General features: G+C 69.5%; 12 protein-coding genes. 4 read left to right on the top strand and 8 right to left on the bottom strand.

The features are described from left to right. Positions 1–3 precede the first annotated feature (3 nt). On the bottom strand, positions 4–2517 hold the full coding sequence (gene valS, locus AB0F17_RS18085) for a valine--tRNA ligase (RefSeq protein WP_358023738.1): 2514 nt from the start codon (positions 2515–2517) through the stop codon (positions 4–6). Positions 2518–2596: 79 nt separating this feature from the next. On the opposite strand from valS, the gene AB0F17_RS18080 reads away from it, so the two are divergent. Continuing rightward, positions 2597–2881, top strand: a complete 285-nt coding sequence (locus tag AB0F17_RS18080; protein ID WP_214635890.1) for a DUF4235 domain-containing protein — start codon at positions 2597–2599, stop codon at positions 2879–2881. Here the strand turns inward: AB0F17_RS18080 and AB0F17_RS18075 are convergent. The 3 genes from AB0F17_RS18075 to AB0F17_RS18065 are packed head-to-tail and all read right to left on the bottom strand — an operon-like array spanning position 2814 to position 6785. Then, on the bottom strand, positions 2814–4247 hold the full coding sequence (locus AB0F17_RS18075; protein WP_358023735.1) for a trehalose-6-phosphate synthase: 1434 nt from the start codon (positions 4245–4247) through the stop codon (positions 2814–2816). The genes AB0F17_RS18080 and AB0F17_RS18075 overlap by 68 nt on opposite strands. A 10-nt stretch (positions 4248–4257) precedes the next feature. Next, on the bottom strand, positions 4258–5829 hold the full coding sequence (locus AB0F17_RS18070; protein WP_358023733.1) for an FAD-dependent monooxygenase: 1572 nt from the start codon (positions 5827–5829) through the stop codon (positions 4258–4260). After that, positions 5826–6785 carry an MBL fold metallo-hydrolase gene (locus AB0F17_RS18065; RefSeq protein WP_358023730.1) on the bottom strand — a complete coding sequence of 320 codons (960 nt, stop codon included), beginning with the start codon at positions 6783–6785 and terminating at the stop codon, positions 5826–5828. Before AB0F17_RS18065 ends, AB0F17_RS18070 begins: the two co-directional genes overlap by 4 nt. 132 nt (positions 6786–6917) lie before the next feature. Between AB0F17_RS18065 and paaI the strand changes: the two genes are divergently transcribed. Both paaI and paaK read left to right on the top strand, forming a co-directional pair. Continuing rightward, positions 6918–7286, top strand: coding sequence for a hydroxyphenylacetyl-CoA thioesterase PaaI (paaI, locus tag AB0F17_RS18060; protein WP_358023882.1), 369 nt, complete (start codon positions 6918–6920; stop codon positions 7284–7286). Then, positions 7283–8590 carry a phenylacetate--CoA ligase PaaK gene (gene paaK / locus AB0F17_RS18055; RefSeq protein ID WP_358023727.1) on the top strand — a complete coding sequence of 436 codons (1308 nt, stop codon included), beginning with the start codon at positions 7283–7285 and terminating at the stop codon, positions 8588–8590. The genes paaI and paaK overlap by 4 nt, the downstream gene beginning before the upstream one ends. Positions 8591–8594: 4 nt before the next feature. Here the strand turns inward: paaK and AB0F17_RS18050 are convergent, their stop codons facing one another. The 4 genes from AB0F17_RS18050 to AB0F17_RS18035 form a co-directional block, all read right to left on the bottom strand. After that, positions 8595–9395, bottom strand: a complete 801-nt coding sequence (locus tag AB0F17_RS18050) for a hypothetical protein (RefSeq protein WP_358023725.1) — start codon at positions 9393–9395, stop codon at positions 8595–8597. Between the two features lie 15 nt (positions 9396–9410). After that, positions 9411–9710, bottom strand: coding sequence for a DUF4193 domain-containing protein (locus AB0F17_RS18045; protein ID WP_020542847.1), 300 nt, complete (start codon positions 9708–9710; stop codon positions 9411–9413). 286 nt (positions 9711–9996) lie between these two features. After that, a complete protein-coding gene (locus tag AB0F17_RS18040; protein ID WP_358023722.1) occupies positions 9997–11277 on the bottom strand; it encodes a HAMP domain-containing sensor histidine kinase in 1281 nt (426 codons plus the stop codon). A 23-nt stretch (positions 11278–11300) separates the two neighbouring features. Continuing rightward, positions 11301–11954 (bottom strand): response regulator transcription factor, encoded by a 654-nt coding sequence (locus tag AB0F17_RS18035; protein WP_214635884.1) that lies wholly within the window; start codon positions 11952–11954, stop codon positions 11301–11303. Positions 11955–12175: 221 nt separating this feature from the next. Between AB0F17_RS18035 and AB0F17_RS18030 the strand changes: the two genes are divergently transcribed. Continuing rightward, positions 12176–12340 (top strand): hypothetical protein, encoded by a 165-nt coding sequence (locus AB0F17_RS18030; protein WP_219531049.1) that lies wholly within the window; start codon positions 12176–12178, stop codon positions 12338–12340. The last annotated feature ends 48 nt before the right edge of the window (positions 12341–12388 follow it).

The raw sequence follows: 12388 nt of genomic DNA, 5'->3' as shown, positions 1-12388 counted from the left end.
CGGCTACTGCTCGAGAGTCACCTCGACGGCGAACTCCGGGCCGTCGTCGAGGACGAACTCCTCGACGTTGCCCGCGCCGCACAGGTCGTCCTGCGCCAGCCGTACCAGGGCGATCTCGGGGCCGGACACGGTGAGGCGGGAGACCTCGGCGCGCATCGACAGCTTGCCGGCGGACTTGGCCTTGCGGATCCGCGCGAGCACGTCGGAGGCCACGGCGAGCACCGCCGGGTCACCCGCGCCCGCCGGCGCCGACGGCCAGGCCGCGCGGTGCACCGAGCCGGGACGCCACCAGGACCAGACCTCCTCGGTGACGAACGGCAGGAACGGCGCGAAGAGCCGCAGCAGCACGTCGAGCGCCTGGCGCAGCGCCGCGTGCGCCGAGGCGGCCGCCGGGCCGCTCTCGTAGGCCCTGGCCTTGACCAGCTCCAGGTAGTCGTCGCAGAACGCCCAGAAGAAGCGCTCGGCGGCCTCCATCGCCCGGGTGTAGTCGTAGCCCTCGAACGCCTGGGTGGCCTCCTCGACCACACTGGAGAGCTGGGCCAGCATCGCCAGGTCGAGCGGCTCGGTGACCGCCGCCTCGGAGTCCGGGAAGCCGAGCACGAACTTCGACGCGTTGAGGATCTTGATGGCGAGCCGCCGGCCGACCTTGATCTGCCCGGTGTCGAACGCCGTGTCGGTGCCGGGCCGCCCGCTGGCCGCCCAGTAGCGGATCGCGTCGGAGCCGTACTCCTCCAGCAGCCCGAGCGGCGTCGTGACGTTGCCCTTGGACTTGGACATCTTCTTGCGGTCGGGGTCGAGGATCCAGCCCGCGATGACCACGTCGCGCCACGGCAGCGTGCCGAACTCCTGGTGCGCCCTGACCACAGTGGAGAACAGCCAGGTGCGGATGATCTCGTGCGCCTGCGGCCGCAGGTCCATCGGGAAGACCCGGCCGAACAGGTCGGGATCGCGCTCCCAGCCACCGGCGATCTCCGGCGTGAGGGACGAGGTCGCCCAGGTGTCCATGATGTCCGGATCGCCCATGAAGCCGCCCGGCACGCCCCGCTGGTCCTCGGTGTAGCCGTCGGGCACCTGCGAGGAGGGGTCCATCGGCAGCAGGTCCTCCGGCGGGACCAGCGGACGGGAGTAGTCGGGCTCGCCCGACTCGTCCAGCGGGTACCAGACGGGGATCGGCACGCCGAAGAAGCGCTGCCGGGAGATCAGCCAGTCGCCGGCCAGCCCCCGCACCCAGTTGTCGTAGCGGACCCGCATGTGCGGCGGGTGCCAGCGCAGCTCGGCGCCCCTGTCCAGGAGCCGCTCGCGCAGCTCGGGATCGCGCCCGCCGTTGCGGATGTACCACTGACGGGTGGTGACGATCTCCAGCGGGCGATCGCCCTTCTCGTAGAACTTCACCATCCGCCGCGTGGGGCGCGGGTCGCCGTCCAGGTCGCCCGACTCGCGCAGCAGCTCCACGACGCGTTCGCGCGCGCTGTGGACGGTCTTGCCGGCCAGCTCTTTGTACGGCTCCTGCTCGACGCCCTCGGGCGGCTCGGGCAGCAGGCGGCCGTCCTTGCCGATGATCGGCCTGGTCTCCAGCGCCAGCTCCCGCCACCAGGTGACGTCGGTGATGTCGCCGAAGGTGCAGACCATCGCGATGCCGGAGCCCTTGTCGGGCTCGGCCAGGTGGTGGGCCAGCACCGGCACCTCGGCACCGAACAGCGGCGTCAGCACCGAGGTGCCGAACAGCGGCTGGTAGCGCTCGTCGTCGGGGTGCGCCACCAGGGCCACGCAGGCGGGCAGCAGCTCGGGCCGGGTCGTCTCGATCCAGACCGGCCCCTTCTCACCGTAGAAGGAGACCCGGTGGAAGGCTCCCGGCCACTCACGGTCCTCGAGCTCGGCCTGGGCGACGGCGGTGCGGAAGGAGACGTCCCACAGCGTCGGCGCCTCGGCCAGGTAGGCCTCGCCGCGCGCCAGCGTGCGCAGGAAGGCCCGCTGCGAGGCGGCCCGCGCCCCGGCGTCGATGGTCGCGTACGTCATCGACCAGTCGACGGACAGCCCCAGGCGCCGCCACAGCTCCTCGAACGCCTTCTCGTCCTCGGCCGTCAGCCGCTCGCACAGCTCGATGAAGTTGCCGCGCGAGACGGAGATCTGCCGCTTGGGATCGGGCTTGGCCGGAGGTGTGAAGTCGGGGTCGTAGGGCACCGAAGGGTCACAGCGGACGCCGAAGTGGTTCTGCACCCGGCGCTCGGTGGGCAGGCCGTTGTCGTCCCACCCCATGGGATAGAAGACCTCGCGCCCGCGCATCCGCTGGAAACGGGCGATGGTGTCCGTGTGCGTGTAGGAGAAGACGTGACCGACGTGGAGGGAGCCGGAGACGGTGGGAGGCGGCGTGTCGATCGAGTAGATCTGCTCGCGCGTCTTGGACCTGTCGAACCGGTAGGTACCGTCATCTTCCCAGCGCGCTACCCATACCTGCTCCAAGCCGTCGAGAGTCGGTTTCTCCGGCATGGCGGCATGGCGTAGTCGCTGCTGATTCATGCCTCCATATGGTACGGCTTCACCGGCCTGGGAGGCGTTGCAGACTAGTGTTCGTTACAAAGCGGAAGGAGACGTTCGGATGGCAGACGACAAGCCCGACCTCGCCTGGCGGGTCATCGGCGGTCTGGTCGGATTGGTCACCGCCTGGGCGGCGCGCAAGATCCTCGGGTTCGTCTGGGTGAAGACCACCGGCAAGGAGCCGCCGATCGACACCGATTCCCCCGAGGTCAGCATGGGCGAGGCGATCGGTTACGCCGTGGTGATGGGCGTCGGGATGTCCGTGGCGCAGATCGTGGTCAACCGGACCGCCAAGAAGCGTTATGAGGCGTGGAAGACGGTGAAGCAGGTGACTCCAGGGCAGTGAGGAACTCTCCGGCCCAGCGGTCCACGTCGTAGGTGGCGACCCGGCGGCGCATCGTCCGCATCCGCCGGGACAGCTCGTGCGGCGTGGCCCGCATCGCCGTCATCATCTGCCGCTTGACGTCCTCCACGTCATAGGGATTGACCAGGTACGACTGCCGCAGCTCGTCGGCCGCCCCGGCGAACTCACTGAGCACGAGCGCTCCCCGCAGGTCGTGGTGGCACGCGACGTACTCCTTGGCCACCAGGTTCATCCCGTCACGCAGCGGCGTGACCACCATGACGTCGGCGGCCAGGTAGAGCGCGGCCAGCTCCTCCCGGCCGTACGACTGGTGGAAATACTGGATCGGCTGGAGGCCGAGCATCGCGTGCTCGCCGTTGATCCGGCCGACCTGCAGTTCGATGTCGTCGCGCAACCGGCGGTACTCCTCCACCCGTTCCCGCGAAGGCGTGGCGATCTGCACGAACACGGCCTCGTTGGGCTTCAGCCGCCCCTCCTCGAGCAGCTCGCCGAACGCCTCCAGCCGTAGCCCGATGCCCTTGGTGTAGTCGAGCCGGTCCACGCCGAGCAGCACGTGCTCCGGATCGCCGAGCTCGGCCCTGATCTCCTTGGCGCGGGTCATGATGTGCGGCTCGCGCACCAGCTGGTCGAGCTCGCCGAAGTCCACCGAGATGGGGAACGCCTGCGTGGTCACGATCCGGTCGTCGAGGAAGATCTCGTTCCCCTTGTACGGCAGGCCGAGCAGCCTGCGGCACAGCCGCCGGAAGTTCGAGGCGCCACCGGGCAACTGGAAGCCCACCAGGTCGGCCCCGAGCAGACCTTCGACCAGTTCCCTACGCCATGGCAGCCGCCAGAACAGCTCGACCGGCGGGAACGGGATGTGCAGGAAGAAGCCGATGCGCAGGTCCGGCCGGAGCCTGCGCAGCATGGCGGGGACGAGCTGAAGCTGGTAGTCCTGCACCCAGACGACCGCCCCCTCCTCGGCCGCCTCGGCCGCGGCCTCGGCGAAGCGCTGGTTGACCGCGCGGTAGGCGTCCCACATGCCGCGCTCGAACACCGGCGGCGCGACCACGTCGTGATAGAGCGGCCAGAGCGTGGCGTTGGAGAAGCCCTCGTAGTAGAGCTCCACCTCACTGGCCGAGAGCGGCACCGGGATCAGGTTCATGCCGTCCTGATCGAACGGCTCCAGGAGCTCGTCGGCGGCGCCGTGCCAGCCCAGCCAGGCGCCGTGCCGGCGCTGCATGACAGGAGCGATGGCGGTCACGAGCCCGCCTGGGCTCCTGCGCCACGCGGCCGTCCCGTCCGGCTCGACCGTTCGATCCACCGGCAACCGGTTCGCGACGATCATAAACGAGTTACGGCCACTCACCCAGGTCCTCCTAGACTCCATCCGCGAGCCGCAGGACACGGCACACGGCGGCGGCCACCCGTTCGGGCTTCGCCTGAGAGAGAATCGCGGCGACATGGGCGTCCGGCCTGACGATCCAGACCTCGCCCCGCTCCACACCCAGCGTCTCTGCCAGGGCTCCGGAGCGGTCCAATGCCGCGAACTCCCGCACGGCGAGCGGCGCCGTAGTGACCTTGCCCAGGACCTGCACAAACAAACGTGAATCGCACATATCGCCCAATAGGACAAGGATTCCGGCTCGGCAGAATTCGCGCAGCCTGCCGCCGCCCGGAAGCGGAATGTCGGGCAGCGCCACCCCGGGAGCGGGCGCCGGACTGGCCCCCTTGGCCGGCCGCCCCGCGAAGGGGCGCCTCGGGTCGGGTGTGGTGAGCGGTGAGTCGACGTACCAGTACGGCTCGGCGAACCGGCCGGAGTCGATCTCCTCGGGCACGCCCCTCTCCAGCGCCGCCCGGCGGCGCGCCCGCTCCGGCTCGGTCCTGGGCGCCAGGAAGCGCATGGTGGCGCCGGTGACCTCCAGGTTCTCCAGCGCGGCCGCGTGCCGCTCGATGTGGTAGGTCTCCAGCAGCTCTTCGGGGGCCCAGCCGTGGGCGACGAAGGCCAGCTTCCAGGCGGCGTTCTCGGCGTCGGGCACGCCGGAGTTGAGGCCCCGGGCGCCGAAGGGGGCCACCAGATGGGCGCAGTCACCGGCCAGCAGCACCCGGCCCGCCCGCATGCGGGAGGCGACGCGGGAGTGGAAGCGGTACGTGGTCCGCCAGAGCAGGTCGTAGTCCCGCTCGCCAATGATCTGCCTGATTTTTCGCGAAATATCGTCTTCTGTTGGGGTGTAGTCCGGTGGGACCTGCCAGTCGATGCGGAACGTCGATCCGGGGCAGGGGTGGATGAGCACCTGCCTGCCGGGGTTCCACTCGGGGTCGAAGTGGAAGCGCCTCTCGTGCTCCCAGCCGGGCAGGTCGGCCCTGATGTCGCAGATGAGGAACTGGTCGTCGAACGTCTCCCCGTCGAAGGTGACGCCCAGCGCCCGGCGTACCGGCTGGGCCTTGGCGCCCGCGCAGGCCAGCACGTAGGGGGCGCGCAGCACCCGCTCCCCGCAGTGGACCGTGACACCCTCGGCGTCCTGGGTCAGGCCGGTGACCTCGTGGTCCCAGCGCACCTCGATGAGCGGCTGGGCGGCGATGGCCTCGTCCAGGATCCGCTCGGTACGCGACTGCGAGATGTTGACGCACGGCGGCAGCGGGCCCTGGCCGCCGAACGTCCATGAGAACAGCTCGCGGCCCCGGTAGTAGGTGCGGGCGGTGGTCCAGGCCAGGCCCTCCTCGGCGATCCGGCCCGCGCCGGCGGCCGACCAGATGTCGAGCACGTCCCGCTGCTGGCAGATGGACCTGGATCCCGTGGCGGCGCGGGCCGGACTCCGGTCGAGGACGAGCACGGGCAGTCCCCAGCGGGCCAGCAGCAGCGCCGCCGTCTGCCCGACGGGCCCGGCACCGATGACGATGACCCCGGCGGTCGCGTCCCCGGCACCGAACCCAGGTCCGGTGCCGGTCATGACTGGAGCTGCTCCCAGACGGCGTGGTCGCGGTCCGCCGTCCAGATGACCGGCCGTTCGACGCCGTCGAGCTCGTCCCACAGCCGGGAGACGTTGAACGGCAGGCAGTGCTCGAAGATGGGCCAGGCGCCGTAGCGGGGTTCGAGCGCCCGGTGGGTGTTCGCGAACGCCTCCTTGAGCGTGCCGCCGCCCTCGTGGGCCCGGCCGACCTCGCGGAGCATCACGGCCAGGAAGTCGCGGGTCTGCGCGATGGCCGCCTCGACGCCCCGCGCGCCGCGCGCCACAACTCCCCTGCCGCCCACCAGCGTCTCCGCGCCGAACGCGGCGACCCGGTCGAGCGTCGTGGTGGACCAGTCGCGGTGGAAGGCGTCGCCGGTGTAGAGGGCGGCCTGCGACTCGACCAGGTCGCCGGCGAACATGATGCGCCGCTCCGGCAGCCAGGCCACCAGGTCGCCCTCGGTGTGCCCGCGCCCGCAGTAGGCCAGCACCAGGTCGCCGCGCCCGCCGCCGAGCGCGATGGTGAACCGGTCGCTGAACGTCGCCGTGGGCCACGTCAGGCCGGGGATGGAGCCGGGCTCCTTGAACAGCCGGGGCATCCGGGCGTACTCGCTGGCCCAGTCCTCGGCGCCGCGTTCGGCGATCAGCTCTCTGGTCCTGTCGTGCGTGACGATCACGTCGGCCCCGAACGCCGAGGCGCCCAGCACCCGTACCGCGTGATAGTGCGACAGCACGAGGTATCTGATCGGCTTGTCCGTGTGCTCGCGCAGCCGCGCGAGCCACTCGCGGGCGGCGACCGGGGTGGCCAGCGCCTCGAAGCAGACCAGGAAGTCCTCGCCCTCGATCGCGCCGATGTTCGGGTCGCCCTCGGCGGTGAGCGCGTAGACGCCCTCGGCCAGCACTTCCAGCGACTGCCGCTTCTCGCCGAGATCGGCGGACGAGGCGAACGGCTTGACCATCGTTTCCTCCCGTTCAGGCGTACCTCGGGGGGTTCCGTCCGTCTCTTGACAGAGATCAGGCCGGACGGTGAAGTGTTTACCGAACATTCGGTCAGTTGACAAGGGAGACTTGCGTTGGAGAGCGCGCGCCGCATGATGGACGCCGACACCGCCTCCGCGGCCCTGGGCATCGAGCTGGCGGAGCTGGGCACCGGACGGGCGGTGTGCCGCATGGAGGTCACCGATCGGATGATCAACGGGCACGCGCTGTGCCACGGCGGCTACGTCTTCCTGCTGGCCGACACCGCGTTCGCCTGCGCGTGCAACAGCCACGGGCCGGTGACGGTCGCGGCGGGCGCGGAGATCACCTTCGTGGCGCCCGCCCGCGCGGGCGACGTGCTGGTGGCCGAGGCCGCCGAGCGCACCCGCTACGGGCGGAGCGGCATCTACGACATCACGGTGAAGAAGGCCGGCGGCGAGGTGGTCGCGGAGTTCCGTGGCCACAGCAGGGAGATGCGATGAGACTCGGCGCCGCCCCTCGGCCCGGAGAGCTCGACCCGGTCGAGCGGGTTTCGCGCGACGAGCTCATGGCGCTCCAGTTGGAGCGCCTCCAATGGACGCTCCACCACGCATACCAAAATGTCCCGAAATATCGGCAAAAGTTTGATGAGCACGGTGTCCACCCCGCCGACTGCGAGGAGCTCGGCGACCTGGCGAAGTTCCCGTTCACCACGAAGCAGGACCTGCGTGACTGCTATCCGTTCGGCATGTTCGCCGTGCCACGGGAGCGGGTGGCGCGGGTGCACGCCTCCAGCGGCACCACCGGGCAGCCCACGGTGGTCGGCTACACGAAGGCCGACCTCGACGTCTGGGCCGATGTCATGGCCCGCTCGATCCGCGCCTCGGGCGGGCGGCCCGGTGACATCGTGCACATCTCCTACGGCTACGGCCTGTTCACCGGCGGCCTGGGCGCCCACTACGGCGCCGAGCGGCTGGGCTGCACGGTGATACCGGTCTCCGGCGGCATGACGCCCCGCCAGGTGCGGCTCATCGCCGACTTCCGGCCGGACGTCATCATGGTCACGCCGTCGTACATGCTGGCGCTGCTCGACGAGTTCGACCGCCAGGGCCTGGACGCCCGCGCGTCCTCGCTGCGGATCGGCGTCTTCGGCGCCGAGCCGTGGACCGAGGAGATGCGCGCGGAGATCGAGGACCGCTTCGACCTGGACGCCGTCGACATCTACGGCCTGTCGGAGGTGATGGGCCCCGGCGTGGCCAACGAGTGCGTCGAGTCCAAGGACGGGCTGCACGTCTGGGAGGACCACTTCTACCCCGAGACCGTCGACCCGTTCACCGGGGCCCCGGCCGAGACGGGCGAGCTGGTCTTCACCAGCCTCACCAAGGAGGCGCTGCCGATCATCCGTTACCGGACCCGCGACCTGACCCGGCTGCTGCCCGGCACCGCGCGGCCGGCGTTCCGGCGGATGGAGAAGGTGACGGGCCGCACCGACGACATGATCATCCTGCGCGGGGTGAACGTCTTCCCGACCCAGATCGAGGAGATCGTGCTGCGCGTGCCGGGACTGTCGCCGCACTTCCAGGTGCACCTCACCAGGCCGGGGCGGCTCGACGTGATGACAGTCAAGGTCGAGGCCCGGCGGGGCCTTGAGGCGGGCACAGAGGCCCGCGCAGAGGCCGGGGAGGCGGTGCGCCGGGCCGTCAAGGACACGATCGGCGTGCAGGTCGAGGTCGAGGTGGTGGACCCGGAGACGCTGGAGCGCTCGGTGGGCAAACTCCGGCGGGTCATGGATGAGCGGGATGCTTAGGGGGCTAACCCTGGTCCAGCTCCGGTGACCGGCCGCCGGGCGGCAGCTTGCCGCGCAGGTCCTCGCGGATGGCCCGGCCCAGCTTCTTGGTCGCCATCCGGTTGAGCGCGCCGCCGGCGACGGCGCCGGTGAGGAACGGGCCCAGCGTGGTCAGGTGGCGCCCGAGCGTGCGCAGGAGGCGGTTGCGTACGGCGGTCTTGGTGGCCGCGCCGAGGGCGAGCGAGACGGTGGCGGGGCTGAGGGGGTCGACGCCGCGCTGCTTGGCCCAGGCCGCGGCGAAGGCGGCCGCGCGCTGGGTGCCGGTGCCCTCGACGCGTACGCCGTAGACCTCGTGCAGCTCGGCCAGCAGCTTGACCTCGATGGCGGCCACCACGATGGTCTCGGCGACGAGCTGCGCAGGAGCGGAGAGCAGGAGGGGTGGTGCCGCGAACTCGGCCGCGGCGAGCGCTCCGCCGATGGCGCCGACCGTCATGGTCGCCTTTTGGGCGGTGCGCACCAGGTCGTCGGCGAGTTGCTCGCCGGTCAGGCCGTGATGATGCTCGGAAAGCGTGTGCAGGTCTCTGATGGGGATGCGGGGCGCGATGTTCATGAACACATCCGCCAGCCAGCGTCCGCGCCCGACTCCGGTCTCACGCGCCTTGCCGGCGCCAGAGGCCAGAGTACGGGCTAGACGGCCGAGCAGCCGACGCCGCTCGGCCGGCTCCAGCTCACCGGGGTCGGCGAGCCTGCCTACGAGCTCGCCGACCTCTTGGTCGGGGTCGGCGATCTCGTTTCCTGGTTGCCGGTCCTTCTCAGGTGCGGCCACGCGGAGCCTCCTTCGTCAGGCGGCGCACTCCCGGCACACCTGCTGGCCGTTCTTCTCAGACGCCAGCTGGCTGCGGTGATGCACCAGGAAGCAACGCGAGCAGGTGAACTCGTCAGCCTGGCGCGGGATCACGCGCAGGCTCAGCTCTTCGTTCGACAGATCGGCACCGGGTAGTTCGAGCGACTCGGCCAGATCCGTCTCATCGATGTCGATGCTGCCCGACGACTTGTCGGTGCGCCGCGCCTGGAGCTCCTGGAGGCTGTCTTCCCCCAGGTCGTCGTCCGTCTTGCGCGGGCTGTCGTAATCGGTAGCCATTGTGCTTGCTCCATCCCCCTCATCTATAAGTCTTCGCGCTCATCGCGCGTCTTCTAACGTCCAGGAGCCTCATCTTGTGCCCGTTCTGCCGGGGGAATTTTTGCATCGGTACCCAGCAGGAAGGAAGCACGAACCTCCCAACACGTCAGGGCCTGCTGCCATCGGCAATGGTTAGCCAAATATGGCCAAACCCACAGCCTTGGCGGCATGCACCACCGTGTTCGACGGCACATCCAACCACATGTGCGGCGAGAACGAGACGCCCGCCGTGGTGCAACACGCCGGATCAGCGGCTCGGCAGCCGAATGGTCACCACAAGTCCTCCGCCCTCCCGAGGCACAGCGGTCACATTTCCACCGTGAGCCTGCACAACAGCACGAACGATGGACAGCCCCAGCCCTGATCCCTTCGCCGAATCCACGCGGTCCGCGTGGAGCCTCCTGAAGGGCTCGAACAGGGTGTTGACCTCGTACGCCGGGACGTGCTGCCCCGTGTTGGCCACCTGAACAACCAGTGCCCCGTCCACCATTCCCGTTCGGATCCATACTTTTCCGTTTTCCGGAATGTTGTACTTGATGGCGTTCTCGAGCAGGTTGCTCACAGAGCGCTCCAAGAGCACCGGATCGCCTATGGTAGGCGCGCTGACCAGTTCGGTGGTGATGGTTACAGAGTTATCTTCGGCGAATGGAGTCACCTGCTCGACGGCCGTCTGGGCGACCTCCTGGACGTCCACCGGCTTGCGTACCGCCAGCTCGCGTTCGCTCCTGGCGAGCAGCAGCAGCCCCTCGATGAGCTTCTCGTTGCGCGCGTTGACTTCGAGCAGCGTACGCCCGAGCGCTTTGAGATCTTGCGAAGCCTCGGGATCGGACAGCGCGATCTCCAGGACCGTCCTGTTGATGGTCAGCGGGGTCCGCAACTCGTGCGAGGCATTGGCGACGAACCTGCGCTGGGTGTCGAAGGCGAGATTGAGCCGGGTGAGCATGGCGTCGAAGGTGTCGGCCAGCTCCTTCAGCTCGTCGTCCGGGCCCTCCAGGTCGATGCGCTGATGGGCGAGGGTGCTCTCGGAGAGCTTCTTGGCCGTGGCCGTCATCTGGCTCACCGGCCGCATCGCCCGGTCGGCGACGAAGTAGCCGAGCATCACCGCGAGGATGCCGACGCCGGCCAGTGCCAGGTAGGAGCTCTGCAGCAGCGCGTCGCGGGCGTTGGCGACGGTCTGCTCCTTGGCGGTGTACCACCGCGCGTGGACGATGGCCGCGTCGATGGGGTCGATGTCGCCGGTGTCGAGCGGCGGCCACACACTGTTGATCGCTGTGCCGACGATGACGTACATCGAGACGAGCAGCACCGCCGCGGCCACGAAGAACAGCGCGCCGTAGGCGACGGTGAGCCGCCATCGGATGCTCACCTTGCCCGGCAGCGCCTTGACCAGCTCCATCGTGGAGCGCTGCGGCCGGGCGTACGACGGGGGCGGCGGGCCGTCCCAGACGGGCGGCCCACTCGGCGGTGGCGCCTCACTCCGCGACGCGACGCGTTCGGAATGCGGGCTGATCATCGGATGCGTCGGCATGGCCTCGCGCTCCGGCCGTCCTGTCACAATTTGTATCCCACTCCGGGCACCGTCTCGATCACCTGCGGATCCCCAAGCTTCTTGCGCAGCGTCATCATCGTCACCCGCACCACGTTGGTGAACGGGTCGATGTTCTCGTCCCACGCCTTGTCCAGCAGGTCCTCCTGGCTGACGACGGCGCCCTCCGCCCGCATCAGCTCTTCCAGGACCGCGAACTCCTTCTTCGTGAGGACGATCTCCTTGCCCTCACGCTCGACCAGCCGCTTGCCCGGGTCCAGCCGGACCCCGCCCCGTTCCAGAACGGGCGGCAGCGCGGGCGCGGACCGGCGGCCGAGCGCGCGTACCCGGGCGACCAGTTCGACGAAGACGAACGGCTTGGCCAGGTAGTCGTCGGCCCCCAGGCCGAGCCCCTCCACCTTGTCGTCTACGTCGCCGGACGCGGTCAGCATCAGGATGCGCGAGGCCGTACGCTGCTCCACCAGACGGCGGCAGACCTCGTCCCCGTGCACGACCGGCAGGTCCCGGTCCAGGACGATCACGTCGTAGTCGATGTAGGAGGTGCGCTCCAGCGCGCCACCGCCGTCATAGGCCACGTCCACCGCCATGGCTTCGCGCCGCAGACCGGTCGCGATCGCGTCGGCGAGCACCCGCTCGTCCTCTACAACCAGCACTCGCACGACTGGCACCTCTCTCCGGATCCGCTGCTTCATTCTGCCCACACCTGCGATAAGCGCACGGTAAGGCATGTACGGCAGGTGTGCCGCAAGGCACAGCCACATTCATGTTTTGGTATGCGACAGGCCGGGGTATGCCTGGTGGACACCCATCGCCGTGCCTCATTGGGTGCCACGCGCGGTGGGCGCTCTTCGCCCCGCAACCCCTGAAGAGAGTAGGTGAGATGGGCGAGTTCACGACCACGATCGAAAGCCGCCTCGACCAGGCTTACAAGGGCCTTCGGGAGGCCCGGTGCGCCGGGGACGACTACCTCGCCGACACCCTCACCACCGAGATCGAGGACCTGCGCCGCCTGGCGGATGACAATGGTGTCCCGTTGCCTCATTGATCGGTGTCTCGTGTGACGAAACGGCCGGAGCCCTGGAGAGGGGCTCCG

Origin of the sequence: Nonomuraea sp. NPDC026600 (assembly GCF_040638335.1) — a bacterium.
Classification (GTDB): Bacteria; Actinomycetota; Actinomycetes; order Streptosporangiales; family Streptosporangiaceae; genus Nonomuraea.
Note: the sequence above shows the minus strand (reverse complement) of the source record. Positions and strands in the feature narration are given on the sequence as shown.

Bases quoted from the DNA above. Each gene is read 5' to 3' on its own strand.
- AB0F17_RS18040 (WP_358023722.1), bottom strand. From the start codon at position 11,277: ATGCCGACGCATCCGATGATCAGCCCGCATTCCGAACGCGTCGCGTCG.
- AB0F17_RS18065 (WP_358023730.1), bottom strand. From the start codon at position 6,785: ATGGTCAAGCCGTTCGCCTCGTCCGCCGATCTCGGCGAGAAGCGGCAG.
- AB0F17_RS18030 (WP_219531049.1), top strand. From the start codon at position 12,176: ATGGGCGAGTTCACGACCACGATCGAAAGCCGCCTCGACCAGGCTTAC.
- paaI (WP_358023882.1), top strand. From the start codon at position 6,918: ATGATGGACGCCGACACCGCCTCCGCGGCCCTGGGCATCGAGCTGGCG.
- AB0F17_RS18070 (WP_358023733.1), bottom strand. From the start codon at position 5,829: ATGACCGGCACCGGACCTGGGTTCGGTGCCGGGGACGCGACCGCCGGG.
- paaK (WP_358023727.1), top strand. From the start codon at position 7,283: ATGAGACTCGGCGCCGCCCCTCGGCCCGGAGAGCTCGACCCGGTCGAG.
- valS (WP_358023738.1), bottom strand. From the start codon at position 2,517: ATGAATCAGCAGCGACTACGCCATGCCGCCATGCCGGAGAAACCGACT.
- AB0F17_RS18080 (WP_214635890.1), top strand. From the start codon at position 2,597: ATGGCAGACGACAAGCCCGACCTCGCCTGGCGGGTCATCGGCGGTCTG.
- AB0F17_RS18045 (WP_020542847.1), bottom strand. From the start codon at position 9,710: ATGGCTACCGATTACGACAGCCCGCGCAAGACGGACGACGACCTGGGG.